Source organism: Kitasatospora sp. NPDC050463, from assembly GCF_040655255.1.
Lineage (GTDB): Bacteria > Actinomycetota > Actinomycetes > Streptomycetales > Streptomycetaceae > Kitasatospora.
Genome location: NZ_JBFAJO010000046.1, coordinates 29,509 through 56,471, shown reverse-complemented (window position 1 = coordinate 56,471; position 26,963 = coordinate 29,509). Strand labels below are relative to the sequence as shown.

The window sequence follows — 26,963 nt, the reverse complement described above, 5'->3', positions numbered from 1 at the left end:
GTACATGGGACTGGACGGGGCACAGGGCCACGGCGAGCGGACCACCGCCGCACCTGCGACACCCATGCCGCACCAACGTCCCCGGCGCCCCGCGGCACCCCCGCCCTTCGACCTGCCCGCCTGGGTCGCCGCCCCCCGCCCCGAGGCCGCCCCGGGCATCTACCGGCAGGGCTACGCTCAGGTCGACCCCGACCGGGCGGAGGACGCCAAGGTCCCGACCTGGCCCCTCCTCCTGCGGGCGGGCCTGAACGCGGTGGTGGGGTGGTTCGCCTACCTCTACGGCACACAGTTGATGACGTACGTGCTCGTCTGGTTCGGAGGTCAGACCGGCATCGGCCCGTTGGCCGAACCCTCGCAGTCCGAGGCGATGTTCACCCTGCTGATCGTCAACGTCCTCGTCCTCGCCGTCGTGATCAAGATCTTCGGCCGGATGGGCCGCTGGCCCGAGGTGTGGCGGCGGTACGTGGCGCCGCTGATGGCGCGCACCGTGACCAGGGAGGAGCCCGCCGAGGAGGGTGCGGCGGCGCAGGCCGAGCGGACGCGTGACCCGTGGGCGGCGCTGCGGCTCGGCGGGGCGGCCGTGGCGGCGGGCCGGCTGGACGGTGAGCCCACCGGGGACGTCGACTACGTGCGGATCCAGCGGGCGTGGGAGTCGGCCCAGGCCGACCCGGTGTTCGTGCCGGCCTTCGTCGAGCAGGTGGTCGCCCGGGGCGCGGCGGCGTTCGCGCACCCGTCCGAGGCGCGCGAGCTGGCGGGGCGGGACGAGCGGCACGATCTGCTGCTGAGCCAGGTGCGGCTGGGCACCGCGCAGGACGTGCCGAAGAATCCGCTGACGCACCGGGCGGCCGGTTTCGCGTTGGACCCGTCGCTGCTGGGCACCTCGCTGCTGGCGGTCGGTCCGGCGGGCACCGGGAAGACGGCGCGGCTGGCCCGGCCGGTGGCCGAGGGGCTCTGCCTCCAGGCGTTGGCCGGCACCGCGTGCGCGGTGGTGATCGGTGCGGCGGACGCGGAGCTCGGGCCGGACGCCTGGTACGACGTGGTGATCGCGCCCGGGGACCAGGGTTCGGTGTACGGGCTGGACCTCTACGGCGCGGTGCAGGATCCGGACGAGGCGGCCGCCCGGCTGGCCGAGGCACTGTTGCCGGACGAGCTTACGGCCCGCGCGGAGACCGCCCGGACGGCGTTGCAGCAGGTGGTCGGCCCGTTCCGTGCCGGGTTCGGCCGCTATCCGGCGGTGCGTGAGCTGCGGGCGCTGCTCGGTGGTGAGCCGGAGGCGCTGGAGGCTCTGGTGAAGGCGCTCCGGGCCGCGGGCCGGCTGGGGGCGTACGAGCGGGACCTGGAGCAGCGGGAGCGCCAGCGCGGCCGGGCGGACGACCCGGGGGCGCTGCTGGCGGACCGGCTGGCCCTGTTGGACCGGCCGGCCTTCGAGGGGGCGTTCGCGACCGACGGCACCGGACGCCCGCCGTTCGCGATGCGGGTGCTGGACCACCCGCTGCGGGTCCGGGTGAAGTTGCCCGAGCGCAGCCACCCGGAGGCGGCGCGAATGCTGTCGCGGCTGGTGGTGGGCCAGTTCGTGCAGGCTGCGGCGGCCCGGGAGGACCGCTCGCTCTTCGCCGGGCTGGTGGTCGACGACGCCTCGGCGGCGCTGGACGCGCACATCGTCCGCGGGTTGCAGCGGCTGCGGGCGGCCAACGCCGGCGCCGTCCTGCTGCTGCGGACCCTGGTCGACCTGCCGGAGGCACTGCGGGCGCCGCTGTTCGGGGCGGTCGGCTGCCGGATGGTGTTCCCGGGGATCGCGCCGTGGGACGGGCGGTTGTTCTCCGAGGCGTGGGGCACGCACCTGGTCCGGGAGACGGCGGTGACGCATGCGCCGGACACGTCGGGCGGTCTGGTCCGCCGGGCCGGGCGGTTGGGCCGCAAGGCGTTGTCGGGGACGACGGCGCAGACCGAGTCGGTCACGACCCGGGACGTGGAGCGGTTGCGCTGGTCGCCGTCGGATCTGGCGCACGCGTTGCCGGCGGGGCACGCGGTGGTCTCGCTGACGGCGGTTTCGGGCGAGCAGGTGCCGCCGTTGCTGGTGGACCTGCGGGGCTGAAGCTCGCCTCCGAGGTGGATTCGGCGGTGCCGGTTGTCCGGAGCGTCCATAATGAGAGGAGAGACCCCCACCAGATTCCCCAGCCCTCTCCTCGCCCGGCCGCAACGGCGCGGTCAGGTCGTCCCCCGAAGGTGCCATGCCTCCCACACTCGCCTCCGTCGTCCGCAACACCTCGCTCCATCTGACGGTCCTCGCCGGTGCGGACCACCTGGAGCGGCCGGTCCGCTGGGTGCACACCAGTGAGCTGGACGACCCGACGCCGTTCCTCGAAGGTGGTGAGCTGCTGCTCACCACCGGAATCAAGCTGGGCCGCACCGCCGCCCGGTTGCAGGCGTATGTGCACCGACTGGCCGACGCGGGCGTGGTGGGGCTGGGCCTCGGCGTCGGCCTCTCGCACACCGAGGTGCCGCAGCCGCTGGTGGAGGCGGCCGCCCAGCGCGGTCTTCCGCTGCTGCGGGTGCCGGAGCCGACGCCGTTCATCGCGATCAGCAAGGTCGTTTCGGCGGCCCTGGCGGCCGAGCAGTACGAGGCGGTCACCACCAGCTTCGAGGCGCAGGAGGAGCTGACCCGGGCGGCGCTCGGCAAGGACGGAACCACGGCCGTGGTGCGCCGGCTGGCGGCCCGGCTGGGCGGCTGGGCGGCGCTGTACGACGGTTCGGGTGCGCTCTCGGTGGTGGCCCCGGACTGGGCGGCGCGCCGGGCCGGCCGGCTCGCGGCCGAGGTGGACCGGCTGCGTCGGCGCCCGGCGCCGTCGAGCGCCGCGCTGCAGGGGCGGTCGCCGGGGATAGACACCGCGGACGAGGACTACGTGGTGGTCCAGTCGCTGGGGGCGGACCGTAGGGCCCGTGGCTTCCTCGCGGTCGGGACCGAGGACCGGATCACCCCGACCGAGCGGTACGTGCTGAACGCGGCGGTGGCGCTGCTGACCCTCACCCTGGAGCGCTCGCGCGAGCTGCGCCAGGCCGAGGAGCGGATGGGCGCGGCGTTGCTGCGGATGGTGCTGGCGGGCGAGGTGGCGACCGCGCGGCAGGTGGCGGCCGGGCTCTTCGGCGGTCTGCCGGAGGGGACGGTCCGGGTCATGGTGGCCGGTGCCGGCCAGGGGGTCGATGCCGCGGAGGCGCTGGGCGAGCTGGGCGACCGGGCCGAGCAGGCGGGTGCCCGGGTGGGGGAGAAGCTGCTGGTGGCGCGGGAGGAGGGCGGTGCGCACGGGCCTCGCCTGATGGTGCTGGCGCTGGACAACGGTTCGGTGCACCGGGCCTGCCTGGGGGCGGTGGAGGAGCACGAGGGCCTGTCGCTGGGGGTCTCGGCGCCGGCCGCGCTGGAGGAGGCGGGCACCGCGAACGCGCAGGCCGAGCGGGCGCTCGCGGTGGCGCTGCGCGGCGGCCGGCGATCGGTGGACCACGAGGAGGTGGGCGCCGGTTCGCTGCTGCCGCTGTTGGGCGAGGACGCCGTGACGGCGTTCGCGGAGGGGCTGCTCCGCCCGCTGCGGGACCACGACCGCACCGCCCGCGGCGACCTGGTGGCGTCGTTGCGCGCCTGGCTCTCCAGACACGGCCAGTGGGACGCGGCCGCCGCCGATCTGGGCGTGCACCGGCACACGCTGCGCTACCGGATGCGGCGGGTCGAGGAGCTGCTCGGCCGCTCGCTGGACGACACCGACGTCCGCATGGAGCTCTGGCTGGCCCTGCGCTCCGGCGAGGAGTAGCCGGGAGCGCCGGAGCGGTCGACACCCTGCCGCTGGACGGGATGGAGTGGGCGCGGTGGCGAACGCTACTTCGTGGCCAACCCGGTCGGCGCGCCGCCGCCCCTACCCTCGGTTCTGGTTCCACGTCCGTGGGGCCGTGAGGACGACGAGGAGAGGGCCGGTACCACGGTGACCACCACGTACGATTTCTGGCTGGCCGGCCGCCGGGCGAGCGGCGACGCCGACTTCGAGGTGCACAACAGCTGGGACGGCCGCCTGGTCGGCAAGGTCAGCGTTCCCACCGAGGCCCAGGTCGAGGAGGCGCTGGACGCCGCCGTGGCCGCGCTGCCGGTGTTCGCCGCGACCGCCGCGCACGTGCGTGCCGCCGCGCTGGACCACGTGGCCAAGCGTCTGGCCGAGCGCACCGAGGAGATCGCCCGGCTGATCACCGCCGAGAACGGCAAGCCGATCAAGTGGGCGCGCGGCGAGGTCGGCCGTGCCGTCTCCGTCTTCCGCTGGGCCGCCGAGGAGGCCCGCCGCACCAACGGCGAAACCATGCGGCTGGACACCGACCCGGGCGGCGTGGGCCGCTTCGCGGTGGTGCGCAAGTTCCCGCGCGGCGTGGTGCTGGGCATCGCCCCGTTCAACTTCCCGCTGAACCTGGTCGCCCACAAGGTCGCCCCGGCGATCGCGGTCGGTGCCCCGATCATCCTCAAGCCGGCTCCGGCCACCCCGCTCTCCGCGATGGTGCTGGGCGAGATCCTGGCCGAGACGGACCTGCCGGTCGGCTCCTGGAGCGTCCTGCCGGTGCCGAACGACCGGATGCCCGCCCTGGTCCAGGACCCGCGCCTGCCGGTGATCTCCTTCACCGGTTCGGACAAGGTCGGCTACCAGATCATGGACTCGGTGCCGCGCAAGCACACCACCCTGGAGCTCGGCGGCAACGCCGCGGCCGTGGTGCTCGCCGACTGGTCCTCCGAGGCCGACCTCGACTGGGCCGCCACCCGGATCGCGATGTTCGCCAACTACCAGGGCGGCCAGTCCTGCATCTCGGTGCAGCGGGTGATCGCCGACGCGTCGGTCTACGACGCGCTGGTGGAGAAGGTCGTGGCCAAGGTCGAGGCGCAGGTCACCGGTGACCCGAACGACGACGCCACCGATGTCGGCCCGCTGGTCGACGAGAACGCCGCGAAGCGGGTGGAGTCCTGGGTGGACGACGCCGTCGCCAAGGGCGCCAAGGTGCTCACCGGCGGTACCCGCGAGGGTGCGACCTTCGCCCCGACCGTGCTCGCCGAGCTGCCCGCCGACGCGATCCTGGCCAAGGCCGAGGTGTTCGGCCCGGTGCTGTCGCTGCACCGGGTGGACGGCACCGACGAGGCCTTCGCCGCCGTCAACGACTCCGCCTTCGGCCTGCAGGCCGGCGTCTTCACCCGTGACCTGCAGACCGCCTTCCGCGCCCACCGGGAGCTGGAGGTCGGCGGTGTGATCATCGGCGACGCGCCGTCCTACCGCGCCGACCAGATGCCGTACGGCGGCGTCAAGGACTCCGGCGTCGGCCGCGAGGGCGTCAAGTACGCGATGGACGACTACACCGTGGAGAAGGTCCTGGTCCTCACTGGCCTCGACCTCTGATCCCGGCGGTCCGAGGGCCCGGTACCACCGCACTGCGGCGGTGCCGGGCCCTCGGCGTCTCCTCGGGAGGGTACGGGCTCAGACGTGGCCGGCCGCGGCCGCGACGGCCTCCGGGACGGTGGCGTTGCCGGCGACCAGCTCCAGCGTCTGCCCGGCGGTGCCCGGTTCGTGCAGCAGCTCGGCCAGGACGGCCGCCACGTCGGTCCGGTCCACCGCGCCGCGTTCGACCGAGGGCGCGAGCCGGACCAGCCCGGTGCCGGGGCCGTCGGTGAGCCGGCCGGGGCGCAGCACCGTCCAGTCGAGCGTGGTGCGGGCGCGGACGGCGTCGTCGGCGGCGCCCTTGGCCCGCAGGTAGGTCTCGAACACCGGGTCGGCGGGGTGGACCGCGTGGGCGTCGGCGCCCATCGAGGAGATGAGCAGGTAACGGCGTACGCCGGCGATTTCGGCGGCGTCGGCGAGCAGCACGGCGGCGTCGCGATCGACGGTGTTCTTGCGGGCGGCGCCGCTGCCCGCGCCGGCGCCGGCGGCGAAGACCACCGCGTCGGCGCCGGTGAGCAGCCGGGCGAGTTCGGGGGCGGTGGCACTCTCCAGGTCGAGCAGCAGCGGCTCGGCTCCGGCGGCCACCAGGTCCTCGGCCTGTTCGGGGCGGCGGATGAGGCCGGCGGGGCGGTCGCCGCGTTCGGCGAGCAGCCGTTCCAGCTTGAGCGCGATCTGTCCGTGGCCTCCGGCGATGACGGTACGCATGGCTCCGACGGTAGCCGGGTCGCCCGGTGGCGTCCTGCGGAGGAGGGGCGTCCTGCGGAGCCCGGCGGGCAGGCCACAATGGGCACATGACTTCGCTAGCCCACCCGCAGCTGCGCTTCACCCCCGTGGTGAAGGACCCTTCCGCCCCCCGGGAGTTGGTGATCCTCGGCTCGACCGGTTCGATCGGCACCCAGGCCATCGACGTGGTGCGCCGCAATCCGGACCGGTTCCGTGTGGTCGCCCTGTCGGCGGCCGGCGGCCGGGTGGACCTGCTGGCCGAGCAGGCCCTGGAGCTGGGCGTGCACACCGTGGCGGTGGCCGACCCGGCGGCCGAGCCCGCGCTGCGCGAGGCGCTGGCCGCGAAGGCCGCGGGCCGTCCGCTGCCCGCCGTGCTGGTGGGCCCCGACGCGGCCACCGAGCTGGCCGCCGTGGATTGCCATTCGGTGCTGAACGGCATCACCGGGTCGATCGGTCTGCGCCCGACGCTGGCGGCGTTGCGGGCGGGGCGGGTGCTGGTGCTGGCGAACAAGGAGTCGCTGATCGTCGGCGGTCCGCTGGTGAAGGCGGTGGCGAAGCCCGGGCAGATCGTGCCGGTGGACTCGGAGCACGCCGCGTTGTTCCAGGCGCTGGCCGGCGGCACCCGTGCCGAGGTCCGCAAGCTGGTGGTCACCGCGAGCGGCGGCCCGTTCCGCAGCCGTACGCGCGAGCAGCTCGCCGGGGTGACGACGCAGGACGCGCTGGCCCACCCGACCTGGGCGATGGGACCGGTGGTGACGATCAACTCGGCCACCCTGGTCAACAAGGGCCTGGAGGTGATCGAGGCGCACCTGCTGTACGACGTACCCTTCGACCGGATCGAGGTGGTGGTCCATCCGCAGTCGGTGGTGCACTCGATGGTGGAGTTCACGGACGGTTCCACGCTGGCGCAGGCCAGCCCGCCGGACATGCGGATGCCGATCGCGCTGGGCCTGGGCTGGCCGGACCGGGTCCCGGACGCGGCTCCCGCCTGCGACTGGACGAAGGCCGCGACCTGGGAGTTCTTCCCGCTGGACAACGAGGCCTTCCCGGCGGTGGAGCTGGCCCGTGAGGTGGGATCGCTGGGCGGGACGGTCCCGGCGGTGTTCAACGCGGCGAACGAGGAGTGCGTGGAGGCCTTCCTGAAGGGCCGCCTCGCCTTCACGGGAATCGTGGACACTGTTGCCAAGGTCGTGGCCGAGCACGGACAGTACGACAGCGGGCGGGCCGCGGCGGGAACTTCTCTGACCGTCGAGGACGTCCTGCACGCGGAGGACTGGGCCCGGGCCCGGGCCCGCGAGCTGGCGGCGGGCTGACGGCTCCGGCCGCGGTACGACAAGACGACGAGCGGAGCGCAATGACGGAGGGCCAGCGGTGGCAACGGTTTTGACGGTGGTCGGCATCCTGGTCTTCGCGGTCGGGCTGCTGATCTCGATCGCCTGGCACGAGCTCGGCCACCTCTCCACGGCCAAGCTGTTCGGCATCAGGGTGCCGCAGTACATGGTCGGCTTCGGCCCGACCGTCTGGTCCCGCAAGAAGGGCGAGACCGAGTACGGCATCAAGGCGATCCCGCTGGGCGGGTACATCCGCATGATCGGGATGTTCCCGCCCGGTGCGGACGGGCGGATCACCAAGCGCAGCAGCTCGCCCTGGCGGACCATGATCGAGGACGCCCGGGAGGCCTCCTACGAGGAGCTCCAGGAGGGTGACGAGAGCCGGCTCTTCTACACCCGCAAGCCGTGGAAGCGCGTCATCGTCATGTTCGCCGGCCCGTTCATGAACCTGGTCCTGGCGTTCGGGCTCTTCCTGACCGTGATGATGGGCTTCGGCGTCTCGATGACGGTGCCGACCATCGGCACCGTCGCCCAGTGCATCGTCAAGGCCGGCCAGCCGACCGACAGCTGCCCGGCCGACGCGCCGCAGACGCCGGCGGCCCAGGCCCAGCTGAAGCCGGGCGACAAGGTGGTCTCCTTCGACGGCGACCGGATCGGCGGCTACGACCAGCTCCAGGCGGACATCCGCCGGTCGGCCGGGAAGACCGTGCCGATCGTGGTCGAGCGCGACGGGCAGCAGCTCACCCTCCACCCGACCATCGCCGTCAACGACGTCCAGAAGTACGACGGCAACGGCATGCCGGTCAAGGGCGAGACGGTGCAGGCCGGGTTCCTCGGCTTCACCCCGACCAGCGGCGTCGTCCGGCTCGGTGTCGGGCAATCCCTCGACCGGATGTACGACATGGCCGAGAGCGGTGTGAAGTCGCTGGTGGCCCTGCCGGGCAAGGTCCCGGGCCTGTGGAACTCGGTGGTGGACGGCGCCCCCCGCGACGTCGACTCGCCGATCGGCATGGTCGGCGCCGCCCGGGTCAGCGGCGAGGTCTTCTCGCTCGACATCCCGGGGACCCAGCGGATCGCGTACTTCGTGAACCTGCTGGCCGGCATCAACCTGTCGCTCTTCCTGTTCAACATGCTGCCGTTGCTCCCGCTGGACGGCGGTCACATCGCCGGCGCCCTCTGGGAGTCGGTCCGCCGCCGCTTCGCACAGCTGTTCAAGCGGCCCGATCCGGGACCGTTCGACGTCGCCCGGCTCATGCCGTTGGCCTACGTCGTGGCCAGCGTCTTCATCGGATTCACCCTGCTGGTTCTGGTCGCCGACCTGGTCAACCCGGTCAAGATCAGCTAGTCGCCCGGTACGGCTGGTGTGCCCGGGCCCACCACCGTGCCGTACCGTTGGTGGCCGGGCGCGCGTTTCATCGGCGCGCCCGGCCCAGGCCTTCGAACGGCCGGACCGACCACACCTCAACCCCGGGGAACCCTGCGCACATGACCGCGATCTCGCTCGGTATTCCGTCCCTGCCGCTCAAGCCGCTGGCCAAGCGCCGTGTCTCCCGGCAGATCATGGTCGGCAACGTGCCGGTCGGCGGCGACGCCCCCGTCTCCGTGCAGTCGATGACCACCACGCTGACGTCGGACATCAACGCCACGCTGCAGCAGATCGCCGAGCTCACGGCCTCGGGCTGCCAGATCGTGCGGGTCGCCGTTCCGTCCCAGGACGACGCCGACGCCCTGCCGATCATCGCCAGGAAGTCGAAGATCCCGGTCATCGCGGACATCCACTTCCAGCCGAAGTACGTGTTCGCCGCGATCGACGCCGGCTGCGCCGCGGTCCGCGTCAACCCGGGCAACATCAAGGCCTTCGACGACAAGGTCGGCGAGATCGCCAAGGCGGCCAAGGGCGCCGGCGTCCCGATCCGGATCGGTGTCAACGCCGGCTCGCTCGACAAGCGCCTGCTGGAGAAGTACGGCCGGGCCACCCCCGAGGCGCTGGTCGAGTCCGCGCTCTGGGAGTGCTCGCTCTTCGAGGAGCACGACTTCCGCGACATCAAGATCTCGGTCAAGCACAACGACCCGGTCGTGATGATCAACGCCTACCGCCAGCTCGCCGCCGCCTGCGACTATCCGCTGCACCTCGGCGTCACCGAGGCCGGACCGGCCTTCCAGGGCACCATCAAGTCCGCGGTCGCCTTCGGTGCGCTGCTCGCCGAGGGCATCGGCGACACCATCCGGGTCTCGCTGTCGGCCCCGCCGGCCGAGGAGATCAAGGTCGGCAACCAGATCCTGGAGTCGCTCGGCCTGCGCCAGCGTGGTCTGGAGATCGTCTCCTGCCCGTCCTGCGGCCGCGCCCAGGTCGACGTCTACAAGCTCGCCGAGGAGGTCACCGCCGGCCTGGAGGGCATGGAGGTGCCGCTGCGGGTCGCCGTCATGGGCTGCGTCGTCAACGGTCCCGGCGAGGCCCGCGAGGCCGACCTCGGGGTCGCCTCCGGCAACGGCAAGGGCCAGATCTTCGTCAAGGGCGAGGTCATCAAGACCGTCCCCGAGTCGAAGATCGTCGAGACCCTGATCGAGGAGGCCCTCAAGCTGGCCGAGCAGATGCAGGCCGAGGGCGTCGAGTCCGGTGCCCCGACCGTGACCGCCGCGGAGTGACCGGCGGGCAGTAGTTTTCCGGAAGCGGGGCCGTCCGTGCGCGGACGGCCCCGCGGCCGTAGCCGGGTGGGGCCACGGAGTAGGGTGCGGCCAGAGTCGTCTCAGTGAGGTGCTGTCTCGATGCTCGATCGAGGTGTGATGCTCCCCAGCTCGTTCCAGGCCGCCCGCGCCCTGGCGACCACGCGCGTCCTGGAGGCCACCGACCTCGCGGACACCCTGGCGGTGCTCCGCCGCGATCCGGTCGCCAACGCCTTCGTCGCGACCCGGGTGGAGGCCGTCGGGCTGGACCCCTGGCGCCTCGGCGGCGAGATGTGGGGCTGGTACGACGAGCGCGGCGAGCTGGACGCGCTCTGCTACGCGGGCGCGAACCTGGTCCTGGTCGACGCCGGTCCGCAGGCCGTGCAGGCGTTCGCCGAACGGGCCCGCCGCCAGGGCCGCCGGTGCTCCTCGATCGTCGGCCCGGCCGGGGCCACCGCCGCCCTCTGGGCGCTGCTGGAGCGCAGCTGGGGCCCGGCCCGGGAGGTCCGCGCCCACCAGCCGCTGCTCGCCACCGCCGCGCCGTCCGCCGAGGTCGCGCCCGATCCGCTGGTGCGGCGGGTGCGGCGCGGCGAGATCGAGGCGCTGATGCCGGCCTGCGTGGCGATGTTCACCGAGGAGGTCGGGGTCTCCCCGCTGGCCGGTGACGGCGGGCTGCTCTACCAGGCCCGGGTCGCCGAACTGATCTCCACCGGGCGCTCGTTCGCGCGCTTCGCGGAGGACGGCCAGGTGGTGTTCAAGGCCGAGATCGGTGCCGTCACCGAGGGTGCCTGCCAGATCCAGGGCGTCTGGGTCGACCCGGCCCATCGCGGTCGTGGCCTCTCCGAGACGGGCATGGCCGCCGTCCTGGACATCGCCCTGCGGGAGGTCGCCCCGGTGGTCTCGCTCTACGTGAACGACTACAACCTGCGGGCCCGCGCCGCCTACCGCCGGGTCGGCTTCCGCGAGGTGGGGGCGTTCATGAGCGTGCTGTTCTGATCTCCTTGCCGCCCACTCCCGCGCGGGGGCCGGACGGGTAGTAACGTCCGGGGCATGGATCAGCTGACCGGGGTGACGATCGAGGCCATCGACCTTGCGGCATGGGCTCCGCAGGCGCTCGATGTCCAGGCGGTGGCGTTCGGGCTGACCCCCGAGGAGGTCATGGTCCGGCTGCACATCGTCGGGCGGCACGCGCAGCAGCCGGGGGTGATCGCGCTGGGCGCGCTCAGCGGAGGGCGGCTGGTCGGCTTCGGTTACGGCATGCCCAACCGCCGGGAGCACTGGTGGAGCAGCGTGATCCAGCCCTACCTGGAGACCCGCGGCCACGGCGAGTGGCTGGACGACGTGTTCGCGATCACCGAGCTGCACGTGCTGCCCGACTTCCAGGGGCAGGGCATCGGCTCCACGCTGATCAGGAGCCTCTGCGCGCGGTCCGGGCTGCCGCGCACCATCCTCTCCGCGATCGACGCCGAGACGCCCGCCCGCCGGCTCTACCGCTCGCTCGGCTACCGGGACCTCGCGCGCGCGGTGCACTTCCCCAACACCGAGCGCCTGTACGCGGTGATGGGCGCGGAGCTGCCGCTGCGGGGGCCGGACCCGGCTCAGAGCGCGCCGGCGAACTCCAGGTAGAGCTCGGCGTCCGCCCGGCGGCCCGCTGCCAGGGCGCGCAGGCCGAGGTCGGCCGCGCGGAACAGCGTCCAGCCGCGCAGCCGCTCCCGGTCCACCTCCAGGGCGTCCGCGAGCTGGTGCAGCCGACGGCGGACGGCGGCGGGGACACCCGGGGAGCCGACCAGGGTGTCCGCCCGGTCCAGGGCCAGCCGGGCCACGTCGTAGGCCCGCTCGCCGACCAGCGGCCGGGGGTCGATCGCCAGCCAGGGCGCGCGGTCGGCGGCGAGCACATTGCCGTGGTGGAAGTCGCCGTGCAGCAGGATCGCCTCGTCGGTGGAGGCGAGCAGCCCCTCGGCGCTCTCCTGCGCCTCGGTCACCAGCGCGGCGGCCTCGCCGGCGCCGGGCAGCGCGGCGCGGCGGCGCAGGTCGGCGGCGATCGCGGCGGCGCGGTCGGCGAGGGTGGCGAAGCGGTGGTCCCCGGGTGGCTCCACCCAGAGCCGGTGGAGCAGGCTGGTGGCCTCCAGCATCGCCTTCGGCTCGGCCAGCGAGCGCAGCGGGATCTCGCCGTGCAACCGCTCCAGCAGCAGCGATCCCTCGGCGGGGTCGGAGTCCAGCAGCAGGACGGCGCCGCGGCCGGCCCACCGGGCGAGGGCGGCGTGCTCGCGATCGGTCTCCGGGGTGACCAGCCCGGTCTTGAGGACGGCGGGGCTGAGGTCGTCGCGGTGCACGTAGGCGACCAGGCTCAGACTGCCGCCGGGGTCGGCCACCCGTTCCAGGGTGAGGTCCCAGCGCGTCAGCAGCGCCTCGACCCGGTCGGGCAACTCCGCCAGCCAGCGCCGCCCCTCCTCGTCCGTGCCGACGCTTCGCGCCAGCCACTCGGGGACGGTGATCTGCCCTGGTGCTGCCGACATGCTGGCCTTCCGGTTGCTGCTTCCCCCGTGGTGCTACCCGTCCATTGTCGGTCATGGCGGTGAAACCGCAGGTCAGCGATTGGGGGGAGCGGTGGCGGCGGCATGACCGCAGGTCGCGGCGGTGCCGGGAGGTCAGCCGGTGGGCGTGGCGGTGGCGGCGCCGGTGGCGGCGGGGGGTGTGGTGGCGGGGTCGGGCAGGCCGGGGAAGGCGGTGGGCGGGGCGCCCCAGCGGCGGGCGCGCAGCGCGCACTCGCGCAGCGCGTCGGCGGCGGTGGCGCGCGGGGGCCCGGCGGTCGCGGCGACCAGGTCGGCGTAGACCGCGGTGAGTCTGCTTTCGAGGTGGGCGGCCAACCGGGTGGCAGCGGCCGCGTCACCGACGGCGAACGGCAACTGGTAGCCGGCGGCCGCCGCGCTCGGGGTGGCGCCGGCGCCACCGAGGAGGCGCTGCCAGGAGTCCCGCCGGGCCTGGTGGGCGGCGAGCGCGGTCCGTGCGTCGGCGCGCTGCTGGTCCTCGGGGAGCCGGGCGCCGACCACGCCGTAGCCGTAGATCGCGGCGTGCTCGGCGCTCAGCGCGCCCTGGAGCGCTGTCAGCGCCTCCGGGTCCGGCCCCGCCGTGCTCGCGGACGGGGCCGGCGAGGCGGGCGGCGCCACCGACGCGGAGCCGGGCGCGGTGGCGGCCGGGGTGGTGTCGTCGAGGGCGACGGCGTGCAGCACCCCGGCCGCGGAGACCGAGGCGAGCAGCCGGGCCAGCTGCGGCGAGGCGGCGCCGAGGTCGGCGAGCCGGGTCTGCGCGGTCTGTCGCTCCAGGGCGGCGAGCGCGGTGGCGGTGGTCACCGTCGAGGTCGGCGCGGTGGCGGCCGGCGGTTCCGCAGGGGAGCCGGGGGCGGCCCCTGAGCCCGGCGCGGACGGCGTGGCCGGGGCGCCCGGGAGCCCGGCGGCCAGCGCCGCCCGGTGCTGGACGACCTCGGCCCGCAGCGGCTGGAGCTGCCCGGCCTGGCCCGCCCCGGGCCCGGCCAGCAGGGCGTCGTAGCCGGCCAGCAGCGCGTCGGTGGCGCTGACGGCGCGCTGACGCACGGGCTCGTCCGGGTCGGGGCGGCGGCGTTCACCCTGGCCGCCGCCGTCGTCGCCGGTCGGGGAGTCGGTGCAGGCGGTGAGGGCACCGCTTGTGGTGAGGAGCAACCCGAGGGCCAGGAAGGTCCGTCGGCTGGGCGGCTGCATCGGCGTCACTCCGGGGCGTGTTCGGGAGGACGGCCTGCCCGTCTGCCCTCGTTGGCGTGAATGATTACAGAATCCTCACGTGTCCGGGTCCGGATTCCCAGGCCCGGGGCGGTGCCCCGTCGATGTGAGCTTGCTCGCAGTGGGTGGCGCCCGGGCCTGCGGGCGTGGTCCGGAATCGGTGGTTGGCCGCTTCACCGGATAGGCTTTGGGCCGAGCTGCCGCGACCCGGCCTGCGCCCGATCGGCGCCGGGCGGCGCGGTGCGCCCTCTGACAACAGCAGACGCGGCCGAGGAGTCCACCCGGATGAGCACCACCCACATCGACCGGCTGCGTGCGTTGCTGGAGCCGTTGGCCGCCCAGGCGGGCCTGGACCTGGAGGACGTCAAGGTCACCCAGGCGGGCAACCGCCGTCAGGTGCAGATCGACGTGGACGCCGACGGCGGCGTGGATCTGGACGCCATCGCGGACTTCAGCCGGATCGTCGGCGAGGCCCTGGACGAGTCCGAGGTGATGGGCGCCGGCGCGTACGTGCTGGAGGTCGGCTCGCCGGGCGCGGAGCGTCCGCTGGTCGAGCCCCGTCACTGGCGCCGGGCCGAGGGCCGGCTGGCCGCCGTCCACCTGGTCGACGGCGGGGAGATCGTCGCCCGGGTGCTGGAGGCGGACGAGGACGGCGCGCTGGTCGAGGTGCAGCCGGTGAAGGGCCGCGGCCGGCCCAAGGAGCGCCGTCTGGAGTACACCGAGGTGGCCCGGGCGCGCGTCCAGGTGGAGTTCAACCGCCAGGACGACAAGCTCCTCGACGAGGTCCCGGACTTCGTGGACGACGACTCGGCGGACGACGGCGCCGAGGAGGGGGACGACGGTGGGCAGTGACGACCTGCACACCGACCGCACCATGACGAACGTGACGAAAGACGAGGAGGCGTAGCCGTGGACATCGACATGAGTGCCCTGCGCACGCTGGTCAACGAGAAGAACATCCCCTTCGACCTGCTGGTCGAGTCCATCGAGTCGGCCCTCCTCACCGCGTACCACCGCACCGAGGGCTCGCGCCGCCGCGCCCGGGTCGAGCTGGACCGCAAGTCCGGCCACGTCACGGTCTGGGCGACCGAGGACCCGGCGGAGCTGGACGAGGGCGTCGAGCCGAAGGAGTTCGACGACACCCCGAGCGGCTTCGGCCGGATCGCGTCCAGCATCGGCATCCAGGTGATGATGCAGCGCCTGCGCGACGCCGCCGACGACCAGACCTTCGGCGAGTACGCGGGCAAGGAGGGCGACATCGTCACCGGTGTCGTCCAGCAGGGCAACGACCCGAAGAACGTGCTGGTCGACATCGGCAAGCTGGAGGCCATCCTGCCGCCGCAGGAGCAGGTCCCGGGCGAGGACTACCGGCACGGCACCCGTCTCAAGTGCTACGTGGTGGCCGTGCGCCGGGGTGTCCGCGGCGCGTCGGTGACGCTCTCGCGCACCCACCCCAGCCTGGTGAAGAAGCTCTTCGCGCTGGAGGTGCCGGAGATCGCCGACGGCAGCGTGGAGATCGCCTCGATCGCCCGCGAGGCCGGTCACCGCACCAAGATCGCCGTCTGGTCGCGCCGCTCCGGGCTGAACGCCAAGGGTGCCTGCATCGGCCCGATGGGCAGCCGGGTGCGCGCGGTGATGGGCGAGCTGCACGGCGAGAAGATCGACATCGTCGACTGGTCGGAGGACCCGCGCGAGATGGTCGCCGCGGCGCTGTCCCCCGCACGGGTGACCAGCGTGGAGATCGTGGACCTGCAGCAGCGCTCCGCACGGGTGATCGTGCCGGACTACCAGCTGTCGCTGGCGATCGGCAAGGAGGGCCAGAACGCCCGCCTGGCCGCCCGCCTGACCGGCTGGCGGATCGACATCCGCCCGGACACCGAGGGGCAGCCCGACGACGGCGGCCGGGAGTCCTCGGGCGAGTAGTCGCGCGCAAGGGCACCATCGTTCTACAGCCCCCCGCCGTTCCACCCCGGATCGGCGGGGCGGCGCCATGTCCCTTCGGAGGGGTAGACTTGCCTTCGTCTGGCCGGACGCACGTCCGAGCACGCCCGGAACGCACCTGCGTGGGCTGCCGCAAGCGCGCGGCCAAGCACCAGCTGTTGCGTGTCACGGCGATCGAGGGCGTCTGCGTCCCCGACCCCCGTGGCGCACTGCCGGGCCGGGGCGCACACCTGCACCCCGATCCGGCCTGCCTCGACCTCGCGGTCCGCCGTCGGGCGTTCCCCCGGGCCTTCCGGCTCCAGGGCACACTCGACACGGAGCGGCTCCGCGAGTACATCGAGGAGCGGGCAGGCGACACCCCGGCGCCCTGAGCTTCCTCAGGCAGCTCCGGCGGACACCTCCCTGTTACGGCCGCCGCTCCACGCGGCGGAGAACCACCGCACCAAGCACAGTGCGCGGGCAGCCGCGCGCCGTGCCACCAGTCAGGTACCTCGCGAAGTGGAAGTAGGTCGAGATTGCGATGAGCACTCGATGAGTACGCGATGAGTACGCGATGGGTACGCCCATGAAGTAGCGACAGTCCGGCGGACGAGACCCCCGGACTCATAGATCAGGAGTGAAGTGGCTAAGGTCCGGGTATATGAACTCGCCAAGGAGCTTGGCTTGGAGAGCAAGGCCGTCATGGCCAAGCTGACCGAGCTCGGTGAGTTCGTCCGTTCGGCGTCCTCGACGATCGAGGCGCCGGTCGTGCGCAAGTTGACTGACGCGCTGGGAGTCGCCCCCACTGGTGGCGCTGCCAAGCCTGGCCCGCGGAAGCCCGCGGCGCCCCAGCCCGCCGGTGGTTCCGCCGCCGGTGCGGCCGCACCCAAGCCGGGTGCCCCCACCCCGGGTCCGCGCCCCGCCGCGACCCCGGGACCCCGTCCCACCCCCGCCGCCGCCGCGGCGCCCGCCGCCCCGGCCGCGCCCGTCGAGGCGGCTCCGGCCGCTCCGGCCGCGCCGCGTCCGGCTGGCGCGCCGACCCCGGGTCCGCGCCCGGCGGCTCGCCCCGCCACGCCCGCGGCTCCCGCTGCTCCGGCGGCGGAGTTCTCCTCCCCGGCCCCGGCCGAGGAGACCCAGGCCCAGCGCCCGGCCGCCCAGGCCCAGCGTCCGGCCGGCCCGGCTGCCGCCGGCAGCGGTGCCCGTCCGGGCCCGCGTCCGGCCGGCCCGCGTCCGGGCAACAACCCGTTCACCTCGGGCAGCGCGACCGGGATGGCCCGCCCCGGCGACCGTCGTCCGGCCGCGCCCGGTGCGCGTCCGGCCGCCGGTGCCCCCGGTGCCGGCGACCGCCCCCGTCCGGGTGGCGACCGTCCGCGTCCCGCCGGTGCCCCCGGTGCCGGCGACCGCCCCCGTCCGGGTGGCGACCGTCCGCGTCCCGCCGGTGCCCCCGGTGCCGGCGACCGCCCCCGTCCCGGTGGCGACCGTCCGCGTCCCGCCGGTGCCCCCGGTGCCGGTGGCGCGCCGCGCCCCGGTGGTGCCCCGCGTCCCGACGGCATGCCCCGTCCGGCCGGTCCGCGCCCCGGTGGCCCGACCCCGTCCGGCATGCCGCGTCCGAACCCCGGCATGATGCCGCAGCGTCCGGCTCCGGGCCCGCGTCCGGGCCCCGGCGGTCGTGGCCCCGGTGGCCCCGGCGGCCGTCCGGGTGGTCCGGGTGGCGCCGGCGGCGCCCGTCCGGGCTTCCAGGGCCGTCCGGCCGGTCCGGGCTCGCGTCCGGCCGGTGGCGGCGGCTTCGGCGGCCCCCGTCCCGGTGGCGGTGCCCCCGGTGGCGGCGGCGGCTTCGGCCCGCGTCCCGGTGGCTTCGGTGGTCGTCCCGGCGGCCCGGGTGCCCGTGGTGGCACGCAGGGTGCCTTCGGCCGTGGCCCCGGTGGCCGTCCGGCCCGCGGTCGCAAGTCGAAGCGGGCGAAGCGCCAGGAGTACGAGGCCATGCAGGCCCCGTCCGTCGGCGGTGTGATGCTGCCTCGCGGCAACGGCCAGACCGTTCGCCTGTCGAGCGGCGCCTCGCTGATGGACTTCGCGGAGAAGATCAACGCCAACCCGGCCGCGCTCGTCTCCGTCATGTTCAACCTCGGTGAGATGGTCACCGCGACCCAGTCGGTCTCCGACGCGACCCTCGAGCTGCTGGCCGGCGAGATGGGCTTCATCCTGGAGATCGTCAGCCGGGACGACGAGGACCGCGAGCTGCTGGAGTCGTTCGACATCGACTTCGGTGCCAACGAGGGCGACGAGGAGCAGCTGGCCCCGCGCCCGCCGGTCGTCACCGTCATGGGTCACGTCGACCACGGTAAGACCCGCCTGCTGGACGCCATTCGCAAGTCGAACGTGGTGGCCGGCGAGGCCGGTGGCATCACCCAGCACATCGGTGCCTACCAGGTGGCCACGATCGTGAACGGCGAAGAGCGCCCGATCACCTTCCTGGACACCCCGGGTCACGAGGCGTTCTCCGCCATGCGTGCCCGTGGTGCCAAGTCCACCGACATCGCGATCCTGGTGGTCGCGGCCAACGACGGTGTCATGCCGCAGACGGTCGAGGCGTTGAACCACGCCAAGGCCGCGGGTGTGCCGATCGTGGTCGCCGTCAACAAGATCGACGTCGAGGGCGCCGACCCGACCAAGGTCCGCGGTCAGCTGACCGAGTTCGGGCTGGTGGCCGAGGAGTACGGCGGCGACACCATGTTCGTCGACATCTCCGCGCGCCAGGGTCTCAACATCGACCAGCTGCTGGAGGCCGTGGTCCTGACCGCGGACGCCTCGCTGGACCTGCGGGCCAACCCCGAGCAGGACGCGCAGGGTATCGCCATCGAGGCCCACCTCGACAAGGGCCGCGGCGCCATGGCGACCGTGCTCGTGCAGCGCGGTACCCTCCGCGTCGGTGACTCGATCGTGGTCGGCGACGCCTACGGCCGCGTCCGCGCGATGCTGGACGAGAACGGCAACAGCCTCGCCGAGGCCGGCCCGTCCCGCCCGGTGCTGCTGCTCGGTCTGACCTCGGTGCCCCGCGCCGGCGACAGCTTCATCGTCGTCGACGAGGACCGCACCGCCCGTCAGATCGCCGAGAAGCGCTCGGCCCGCGACCGCAACGCCGCCTTCGCGCAGCGTCGGGTCCGGGTGTCCCTGGAGGACCTCGACAAGGCCATCGCCGCCGGCGAGATCGAGCAGCTCAACCTCATCATCAAGGGTGACGTCTCCGGTTCGGTCGAGGCCCTCGAGGACGCCCTCGTCAAGCTGGACGTGGGCGAGGAGGTCGAGCTCCGCATCCTGCACCGCGGTGTGGGTGCGATCACCGAGTCCGACGTCAACCTGGCGATGGGTTCGGACGCCATCATCATCGGCTTCAACGTGCGCGCCGAAGGCCGTGCGCGTACCGCGGCCGACAAGGAAGGCGTGGACGTCCGGTACTACTCGGTCATCTACCAGGCGATCGAGGAGATCGAGAACGCCCTCAAGGGCATGCTCAAGCCCGAGTACGAGGAGGTGCGCCTCGGCTCCGCGGAGATCCGCGAGGTCTTCCGTTCCTCCAAGTTCGGCAACATCGCGGGTGTCATCGTCCGCGAGGGCCTGCTGCGCCGCAACGCCAAGGCCCGCCTCATCCGCGACGGCAAGGTCGTGGCGGAGAGCCTCAACATCGAGGGTCTGCGCCGCTTCAAGGACGACGCGACCGAGGTCCGCGAGGGCTTCGAGGCCGGTGTGACCCTGGGGTCGTTCAACGACATCAAGGTCGAGGACATCATCGAGACCTACGAGATGCGCGAGAAGCCGCGCGCGTAAGCGGGTGGTGTCCGGGGCCGGTCGACGGGTGGTATTTCCGTCGACCGGCCCCGGTCTCGCTGTGTAGGGTCCGGGGTAGTCAGACGGAGCAGTACCAGCCCGGTTCAGGGCTGTCCCCGAGGCCTCCAGGTCGGCGAGACCTGTCATACATGTTCGTGGGAACACTCACCTTCGACCTGCTGCTGGGCGACGTCCACTCGCTCAAGGAGAAGCGTTCGATCGTGCGGCCCATCGTGGCCGAACTGCAGCGCAAGTACAGCGTGTGCGCTGCCGAGACCGGGAACCAGGATCTGCACCGGAGGGCCGAGATCGGCCTGGCGGTGGTCTCCGGCGAAGCCGGGTACATCACCGAGATCCTGGACAGCTGTGAGCGGTTGGTCGCCGGCCGCCCCGAGGTACAGCTGCTCTCCGCCAGGAGGCGCTACCACAACGACGACGACGAATGAGGTCTGCGGAGCGGACCGGCGCGAGTCGCCGTTCTCACACAGATCAGGACCGAGAGCGCCCACAAGGCTGGGCGCGGGCCGGTATTTTGGGGCGTGGGCCCCGACGGGCAGGCAGTACGCCCGAGTTATCCGGCCCATTGCACGAGGAGGCAACGTGACCGACACCGCTAGGGCGCGCAAGCTCGCAGACCGCATCCAGGTGGTTGTGGCCGAGACCCTGCAACGCCGGATCAAGGACCCGCGGCTGGGCTATGTGACCATCACCGACACCCGGGTCACCGGCGATCTCCGCGAGGCCACCGTCTTCTACACCGTCTTCGGTGACGAAGCCGAGCGCGAGGCCTCGGCCGCGGCGCTGGAGAGCGCCAAGGGAGTGATCCGCTCCGAGGTCGGCAAGATCGGGGTGCGCTTCACCCCGACGCTGACCTTCGTCGCGGACGCTCTGCCCGAGAACGCCCGGAACATCGACGACCTGCTCGACCGGGCCCGGGCCATCGACGCGGCGGTGCGCACCACCGCGGCGGGCGCGACGTACGCCGGCGACGCGGACCCGTACAAGGTCCCGGCATCCGAGCGTGACGACGAGGACGAGTAGTCATGGCGGGTGAGCCGGCGCCGGCCGGTTCGACGGCCGGAGCGGTCGCGGGGGCGTCCTCCACCAGTACGGTGGCGGGCGCCCTCGCGGTGCTTCCGGGGCCGCGCGCCGAGGCGCCCGGCTTCGAGCTGGTCTGGCAGCAGGTGGTCGCGGAGATCGGGCGCGCCCGGTCCATCGACCTGATCTGCCACATCTGCCCGGACGGCGACGCGCTCGGCTCGGCCCTGGCGGCCGCGCTGGCCCTGCGCGGACTCGGTCACGAGGTCCGGGTCTCCTTCGGCGACGACCCGCAGATCGTGCCCGAGTCGCTGGCCTTCCTGCCCGGCCAGGAGCTGATCGTGCCGGCCTCCGAGGTGCCCGCCACTCCGGAGCTGGTGCTCTGCTTCGACGTGGCCGCGGAGAGCCGGCTGGGCCTGCTGCACGAGAAGGCCTTCGCCGCGCCGGTGCTGGTGGTCATCGACCACCACGCCTCCAACCCCGGCTTCGGCACCCACCAGCTGATCGACCCGAGCGCGCCGGCCACCGCCGTCCTGGTGGACGAACTGCTGCGCCGGCTCGGCGTCGAGCTGGACCAGGACCTGGCCACCTGCCTGTACACCGGTGTCGCCACCGACACCGGCTCGTTCAGGTACCGGGCCACCACGCCCGCGACCCACGAACTCGCCGGGCGGCTGCTGGCCACCGGCATCCGGCACGACCTGATCTCCCGGCAGCTGTGGGACACCTCCTCCTTCGGCTACCTCAAGGTGCTCGCGGCCGCTCTCGACCGGGCCGTCTACGAGCCGGACGCGGCCGGCGGCCTGGGCCTGGTGTGGACCTGGGTGCCCTACCAGGACCTGGCGCTGTTCAGCGTCACCGTCGAGGAGATCGAGGGCCTGATCGACGTCCTGCGCCGCCCGGCCGAGGCCGAGGTCGCGCTGGTGCTCAAGCAGGACCCGGACGGCACGCTGCGCGGCTCCTCGCGCTCCAAGGGCGCGGTGGACGTCGCGGCGGCCTGCACCGAGCTCGGCGGCGGCGGGCACACGTTCGCGGCCGGGTTCTCCACCCGCGAGGCCGTGGCCGACGTGGTGGAGCGGTTCCGCGGCGCGCTGCGGCCCGTCAGCTGACCACTTCCAGAGAAGCCTCCAGAGAAAAGAACAGATGAAGCGCAAGGGAACCGGCCCGGACGGCCTGGTCATCGTCGACAAGCCGGAGGGCATCACCTCGCACGGGGTGGTCGCCAAACTGCGGTGGCTGGCCGGGACGCGGAAGGTCGGCCACGCCGGCACGCTGGACCCGATGGCCACCGGCGTGCTGGTCATCGGCGTCGAGCGGGCCACCCGGCTGCTCGGCCACCTGATGCTCACCGCCAAGACCTACGAGGCGACCATCCGGCTCGGCCAGACCACCGTCACCGACGACCGCGAGGGCGAGGTCACCGCGTCCGTGCCGGCCGACGGTGTGCGGCGGGAGTCCATCGACGCCGGGATCGCGGCCCTCACCGGCGAGATCATGCAGGTGCCGTCCAAGGTCAGCGCGATCAAGATCGACGGCAAGCGCTCGTACGCGCGGGTGCGCGAGGGCGAGGACTTCGAGCTCGCGGCCCGGCCGACCACCATCCACTCCTTCACCGTCCACGGGCAGCGGTCCGCCGTCGCCGAGGACGGCACGCCGGTGATCGACCTGGACGTGACGGTGGAGTGCTCCTCCGGGACGTACATCCGGGCGCTGGCCCGTGACCTCGGCGCCGGGCTCGGCGTCGGCGGCCACCTCACCGCGCTGCGGCGCACCAAGGTGGGCCCGTACGGGGTGGAGTCGGCCCGGACCCTGGAGCAGCTGGAGGAGTCGGTGACCGGCGGCTCCGGCGCGCCGCTGGAGGTGCTGCCGATCGGCGAGGCCGCGGCGGCCGCCTTCCCCCGCTGGGACCTCGACGCCGAGCAGGCCAAGCAGCTCTCGCACGGCGCCCGGCTGAAGGCGCCCGGGCTGGGCGTGGCCGGGCCGATCGCGGTGTACGGGCCGGACGGGCGGTTCCTCGCCCTGGTGGAGGAGACGGGCGGCCAGGCGAAGCCGGTCGCCGTCTTCGTCGGCTGAGACCGCCTGAGACCGCCTGAGGCCGGTTGAGGCCTCGTGCCGAGAGCCCCCTGCCGCCCCCCGACGGGGGCGGCAGGGGGCTCTCGGCGACGGCACGGGCAGCCGGCGGGGCAGCGGCGCGCTGCCCCGCCAAGGGCGGAGTCCCCCCGGATCGGGCAGGGGCCGTGCGAGGTTCACCCGCGCGGGGGAGCGCGCGAGGTGAACTCCGGTGGTGAGCGGCGCGGGTGCGGTCGGGCCAGGCCGGCGGCGGGCAGGCTCCCCGGCGGCGAGCAGGTCGCCGCGACGCGTCCGCCTCCGGGCCGCCCGGCCCTGCGGGAGGGCTGCACGCATGCCGGGAGCACTGGGCGGCGACGAGGTGGCGGGCGATCCGGAGCGCTACCTGCTACGGATCCGCGACCTGGACGGACGACTGCGCGGACTGGGGTTCGTCGCCGACCCGCAGGGCACCGTCCTGACCGCGCACGAGAGCGTGGCGGGCCTCGACCGGATCGTCCTGCACACCCCGGGCGGCCAGACCAGAGTGCTCGGCCCGGACAGCGTCCTGCCCCTGCCCGGGCACGGCCTGGCCCTGCTGCGCACCGACGCCGTCGGCGGCCTGCCCGTGCCCCCGCTGCCGATCGCCGCGCCGGGCGGGGCGATCGCCGGGTGCGAGGTGGTGCTGCCCGCGCTGACCGGCGAGGAGGGGCGGGCGGTGATCCTGCGCTGCGGCGTGCTCGGCGCCACCGGCGCGGTCTACGCCCACCCGGACCGCTTCCACCTGCTGGGCGGGGTGCTGCTGCTGGACGTCCCGGTCGTCGGCGGTGCGGTGCTGGTGCCCGCCGGGGCGCCGGTACTGGACGCCCGCAGCGGCGCCGTGGTCGGTGTTGCCGCACCGGCGCTGCGGGCCCCGGAGCAGGGGAGCGCGCTGACCGCGGCCCCGGCGAACGGCAGCGGGTCGGGCGAGGGCGGGCCCGAGCTGGCCGAGGTGCTGGCGCGCAATGCGGCCGGCGTCCCCGCGTACGGTTCGGCGCTCAACCTGGCGGGCGTGCTGCGGCTGGCCGCCGCCCAGGTGGCGGCGGCCGGGGCCGGCCCCGGCCGGGTGACCGCGCTGGCCGCCGACCGGATCGACCGCCCGGACGGCCTGGCCGGGGACGAGCCGTCGGCGACGGTCACCGCGCTGGTCGGCGCGCCCGGCTCCGGCCGGACCACCGAACTCGCGGCCCTCGCCGTCCGGCGCGGTGGTGGTGACCGGCCGCTGCCCACACTCTGGCTGCGCGGCGCCGACCTGCGGGCCGAGGACGCCTCGCTCCCGGCGTCGGTGGAGCGCGCGCTGGCGGCGGCCGCGGCCGACCTCGGCACCCGGCCGTCGCCCGGGCCGGGGGCCGTGGCCGCCCTCTGCGCGGCGGCGCGGCGGCCGCTGCTGATCGTGCTGGACGGGCCCGAGGAGGCGCCCGTCCCGCTCGATGAGGCCTGGCTGCGGGCGGCCGGGGAGTGGCTGACGGCAGTCGGGGCGCGGCTGCTCACCGCCTGCGGGGACGAGGCCTGGGAGCTGCTGGCGCCGGCCGGGGGCGGTGGCGCGGGCGGGCGCGAGGCCGGTGGCGCGACCGGCGGGGCGCCTCCGTCGGCCGGGCGAACGGCGGACCCGGGCTGCCCGCTGCACGGGGAGCTGTGGGACGGAGAACGGTCGAACGGGGAGCTGTGGGCCGGCGGCGAGTTACCGGCCGAGGCCGTGGCCGAGGGCGGCCCGGCCGAGCGCCGGCCGGACCCTTCCACGCCCGGACCGCCGTCCGGCGACTGCCGGTGCGCGGAGCCGGCCGAGGCTCTCGCCGTCCTGCGGCTCGGACCGCTGCCGGCCGAGGCCGCCGACCGGGTGCGCCGCCGCTACGGCCTGCCGCCCGGCTGGCCGGCGGCGGCGGACGCCCGGCACCCGCTGGCTGTCCGGCTGGCCGGGGAGCTGTGGGCGGAGGGCCTGCGCGGGGAGCCGGTGGGCCGCAGCGAGCTCTTCGCCGCCCACCTGGACCTGCGCTGCCTACGGGTGGCCCAGCGGATCGCCGCCGACGGGCGGTCCCGGCGGCCGGGCGCGCACCGCCGGGGCGACGGGCGGCCCGCCGGCCGCTCGCACGGCCGGATGCGCAGGCTGGCCGCGGCGGTGGCGGGCCGGGTGCACGAGGCCGCCCGGCGGATGCTCGGCGCGGAGCAGGGCGGGCTCGGTCGGGCCGCCTTCGAGGAGCTCTTCCCGGCGGGCTGGGCGGCGGCGGTGCTGGCGGAAGGCCTGTTCGTGCCCGCGGGGCCCGGCTACCGGCTTGCGCACGGCGAGTTCTCCGACTGGCTCCAGGGCCTGCACCTGGACCTGGACGCGGCGCTGCGGCTGCTGCTCGGCGAGGCCGAGGACACCCCGCCGCCGGGGGAGGCCCGTACCGTGCCCCGGCACCGCGTCGCCCCGGTGGCGGCCGCGCTGCGGCGGCTGGCCGAGACCTGGGGCGCCACCGCCCTGGACCCGTGGCTGCACCGGCTCTGGCGGGCGCTGGACCTGCGCCCGCCCGGCAGCGAACCCGGTTGGTGGGCAGGCCGGTTGCTCGCGGCCGGGCTGGCCGCCAGCCCCGATCTCGCCGAACACCGGGCGCTGCTCGCCCAGTTGGCCGGCCGGATCGCCGAGGTGGCTCCCGCGGCCGGCGGGTTCGAACGGCTCCCGACGGCTGGCCTGGGCCGGTTCGGCCCGAGGTTCTGGACCGGTCTGGGGCTGCCCGTGGAGGACGAACTGGTGCTGCTGCGCCGCCTGGTCACCGCCGACGGGCCCGGGCAGCCGTTCCTCGCCGCCACGGCCGAGCGGCTGTGCGCCGACCCGGCCGGGGTGATCCCGCTGCTCTGCGCCTGGTTCGAGGACCCGCGCGGCCTGCCCGGCCGCCCAGGCACCACCGTCGCCGACCTCGCCCACGACCTGCTGTACCACCACCGCGCACTCGGCCTGGACGATCTGACGGAGGCGCTGGCCGACGCGGCGCACCCCCGGGCGGACGCGCTGCTCACCGTCCTCGCCGGCGAGGAGCCCTCCGCGCTCTGCCGGGCGGTGGACCGCTGGAGCCACGACCGGCGGCCCGAGCGGCACGTCGCCGCCGCCGTGCACGCGCTGCGCGCCGCGCCGTACGCGCGCGGTGCCGGACCGGAGCTGCTGCGGTTCGCCGCGCTGGCCCTGCTCGCCCGCGAGGAGGAGCCGTGCCTGCACGGCGCCGCGCTGGCCCTGCTGGTCCGGGACCGGCAGGCCCGGGCCGTCCACCTGCCCGCGGCGCTCGCCGCGTACCGGCACGGTGAGGACCGCTTCCTGACGGCACGGGCGCTGGCCCCGGCCCTGGAGAGCGACCCGGAGCCCGTCCTGGCCGCGTTCGCGCAGCGGCTGGACGCTCCCGGTGCGGCGGTCGCCGAGACGCTGCGGGTGCTGGCCGACGCCCGGGCGCCGCAGGCCACGCGGCGCGGCGCCGAGCTGGCGGCCCGGCTGCTGCGGGAGCACCCGGCGCTGGCGGGCCCGATCGCCGTCGACTACCTGGGCCGCCGGCTGGAGCGCGCCGCCGCCGGTGGGCCGGCCGCCCGGCTGGAGCTGCGGGTGCTGCTCGGCAGCGCCCTGGCGGCCCGGGAGGCGGCGGTGCGGCGGCCGTTCGCACAGGTGCTGGCCACCCCGGTCGCCGACACCGCGGCCGACGCCCTGCGGTGCGAGCTCCTGGACACCCTGCTGGCGACCGAGGGCGACCCGGAGGTGCTCGCCGCCGCGGTGGAGCGGCTGGCCGAGCACTGCGCGGTCGAACGCCCGGCCCGGGCCCGGACGGTGCTGGCCCGCGCGGCGGCCGGACTGCCGGGCGCGGACGAGCTGCTGGTGCGCTGCGCGGGCCGCTCGGCCGCGTTCGCGGTGCTGCTGGTCCGGTGGCCCGAGGGCGGGTCGCCGGCCCGCCCCGACGGCCCGCGGCTGGCCCGCCTGCGGGAGCTGACGGCGATGGGCCGCGACCCGCGGGAGGCGGCCGCCGAGGCCGGACGGGAGGCGGACCGGGCGGCCGTGCGGGAGGCCGTGCGCACCCCGGTGTCCGGTCCCGGACACCCGGTGGTGCGCCCAACCCGCCTTCCGGTGCCGAAGCAGGGGCAGGCGCATGGCACGCTATAGGGGTTCGGGTTTTGAGCGTTTGAGCGTACAGAAGGTACGCGCCGTAGGGAACAAGGAGCGGTCA

General features: G+C 74.6%; 20 protein-coding genes. 17 read left to right on the top strand and 3 right to left on the bottom strand.

Annotation, left to right across the window (positions count from 1 at the left end):
• The first annotated feature begins 4 nt into the window (after nt 1-4).
• From AB0J08_RS26540 to AB0J08_RS26530, 3 genes are all read left to right on the top strand, one after another.
• Nucleotides 5-2,095 carry an ATP-binding protein gene (locus AB0J08_RS26540; RefSeq protein WP_360639275.1) on the top strand — a complete coding sequence of 697 codons (2,091 nt, stop codon included), beginning with the start codon at nt 5-7 and terminating at the stop codon, nt 2,093-2,095.
• Between the two features lie 136 nt (nt 2,096-2,231).
• Entirely contained in the window at nt 2,232-3,800 is a 1,569-nt protein-coding gene (locus AB0J08_RS26535; protein ID WP_360639271.1) for a PucR family transcriptional regulator, read from the top strand.
• 168 nt (nt 3,801-3,968) lie between these two features.
• Nucleotides 3,969-5,411: an aldehyde dehydrogenase family protein gene (locus tag AB0J08_RS26530; RefSeq protein WP_360639268.1), complete on the top strand. Its 1,443-nt coding sequence runs from the start codon at nt 3,969-3,971 to the stop codon at nt 5,409-5,411.
• 78 nt (nt 5,412-5,489) lie between these two features.
• Here AB0J08_RS26530 and AB0J08_RS26525 read toward each other — a convergent pair whose 3' ends face one another.
• Nucleotides 5,490-6,155 (bottom strand): NAD(P)H-binding protein, encoded by a 666-nt coding sequence (locus AB0J08_RS26525; protein WP_360639265.1) that lies wholly within the window; start codon nt 6,153-6,155, stop codon nt 5,490-5,492.
• Between the two features lie 86 nt (nt 6,156-6,241).
• On the opposite strand from AB0J08_RS26525, the gene dxr reads away from it, so the two are divergent.
• From dxr to AB0J08_RS26500, 5 genes are all read left to right on the top strand, one after another.
• A complete protein-coding gene (gene dxr / locus AB0J08_RS26520; RefSeq protein ID WP_360639262.1) occupies nt 6,242-7,486 on the top strand; it encodes a 1-deoxy-D-xylulose-5-phosphate reductoisomerase in 1,245 nt (414 codons plus the stop codon).
• Nucleotides 7,487-7,544: 58 nt separating this feature from the next.
• Entirely contained in the window at nt 7,545-8,849 is a 1,305-nt protein-coding gene (locus AB0J08_RS26515) for a site-2 protease family protein (protein WP_360639259.1), read from the top strand.
• A gap of 140 nt (nt 8,850-8,989) precedes the next feature.
• Nucleotides 8,990-10,150 carry a flavodoxin-dependent (E)-4-hydroxy-3-methylbut-2-enyl-diphosphate synthase gene (ispG, locus tag AB0J08_RS26510; RefSeq protein WP_360639256.1) on the top strand — a complete coding sequence of 387 codons (1,161 nt, stop codon included), beginning with the start codon at nt 8,990-8,992 and terminating at the stop codon, nt 10,148-10,150.
• Nucleotides 10,151-10,288: 138 nt separating this feature from the next.
• Entirely contained in the window at nt 10,289-11,164 is an 876-nt protein-coding gene (locus tag AB0J08_RS26505) for a GNAT family N-acetyltransferase (protein ID WP_360639323.1), read from the top strand.
• Between the two features lie 54 nt (nt 11,165-11,218).
• On the top strand, nt 11,219-11,794 hold the full coding sequence (locus AB0J08_RS26500) for a GNAT family N-acetyltransferase (RefSeq protein WP_360639253.1): 576 nt from the start codon (nt 11,219-11,221) through the stop codon (nt 11,792-11,794).
• Here AB0J08_RS26500 and AB0J08_RS26495 read toward each other — a convergent pair.
• Nucleotides 11,767-12,684, bottom strand: coding sequence for an aminoglycoside phosphotransferase family protein (locus AB0J08_RS26495; protein WP_360639250.1), 918 nt, complete (start codon nt 12,682-12,684; stop codon nt 11,767-11,769). The two genes, AB0J08_RS26500 and AB0J08_RS26495, sit on opposite strands and share 28 nt — an antisense overlap.
• Before the next feature lie 132 nt (nt 12,685-12,816).
• A complete protein-coding gene (locus AB0J08_RS26490) occupies nt 12,817-13,335 on the bottom strand; it encodes a ferritin-like domain-containing protein (protein ID WP_360639320.1) in 519 nt (172 codons plus the stop codon).
• An 870-nt stretch (nt 13,336-14,205) separates the two neighbouring features.
• Here AB0J08_RS26490 and rimP point away from each other — a divergent pair.
• From rimP to AB0J08_RS26445, 9 genes are all read left to right on the top strand, one after another.
• The gene (gene rimP, locus AB0J08_RS26485; RefSeq protein ID WP_360639247.1) at nt 14,206-14,772 is read left to right on the top strand and encodes a ribosome maturation factor RimP; all 567 of its coding nucleotides are present in this window, start codon (nt 14,206-14,208) and stop codon (nt 14,770-14,772) included.
• Between the two features lie 57 nt (nt 14,773-14,829).
• Nucleotides 14,830-15,843 carry a transcription termination factor NusA gene (nusA, locus tag AB0J08_RS26480; protein WP_360639244.1) on the top strand — a complete coding sequence of 338 codons (1,014 nt, stop codon included), beginning with the start codon at nt 14,830-14,832 and terminating at the stop codon, nt 15,841-15,843.
• A gap of 140 nt (nt 15,844-15,983) precedes the next feature.
• Complete coding sequence (locus AB0J08_RS26475; protein WP_360639241.1) at nt 15,984-16,232, top strand: YlxR family protein; 249 nt, start codon at nt 15,984-15,986, stop codon at nt 16,230-16,232.
• Nucleotides 16,233-16,482: 250 nt separating this feature from the next.
• Nucleotides 16,483-19,662: a translation initiation factor IF-2 gene (infB, locus tag AB0J08_RS26470; protein WP_360639238.1), complete on the top strand. Its 3,180-nt coding sequence runs from the start codon at nt 16,483-16,485 to the stop codon at nt 19,660-19,662.
• A gap of 149 nt (nt 19,663-19,811) precedes the next feature.
• A complete protein-coding gene (locus AB0J08_RS26465; protein WP_266274452.1) occupies nt 19,812-20,108 on the top strand; it encodes a DUF503 domain-containing protein in 297 nt (98 codons plus the stop codon).
• Nucleotides 20,109-20,262: 154 nt separating this feature from the next.
• Nucleotides 20,263-20,703, top strand: coding sequence for a 30S ribosome-binding factor RbfA (gene rbfA, locus AB0J08_RS26460; RefSeq protein WP_360639235.1), 441 nt, complete (start codon nt 20,263-20,265; stop codon nt 20,701-20,703).
• A gap of 2 nt (nt 20,704-20,705) precedes the next feature.
• On the top strand, nt 20,706-21,809 hold the full coding sequence (locus AB0J08_RS26455) for a bifunctional oligoribonuclease/PAP phosphatase NrnA (RefSeq protein ID WP_360639232.1): 1,104 nt from the start codon (nt 20,706-20,708) through the stop codon (nt 21,807-21,809).
• Between the two features lie 34 nt (nt 21,810-21,843).
• Nucleotides 21,844-22,773, top strand: coding sequence for a tRNA pseudouridine(55) synthase TruB (truB, locus tag AB0J08_RS26450; protein ID WP_360639229.1), 930 nt, complete (start codon nt 21,844-21,846; stop codon nt 22,771-22,773).
• A gap of 328 nt (nt 22,774-23,101) precedes the next feature.
• A complete protein-coding gene (locus AB0J08_RS26445) occupies nt 23,102-26,899 on the top strand; it encodes a serine protease (protein WP_360639226.1) in 3,798 nt (1,265 codons plus the stop codon).
• Nucleotides 26,900-26,963: the final 64 nt, after the last annotated feature.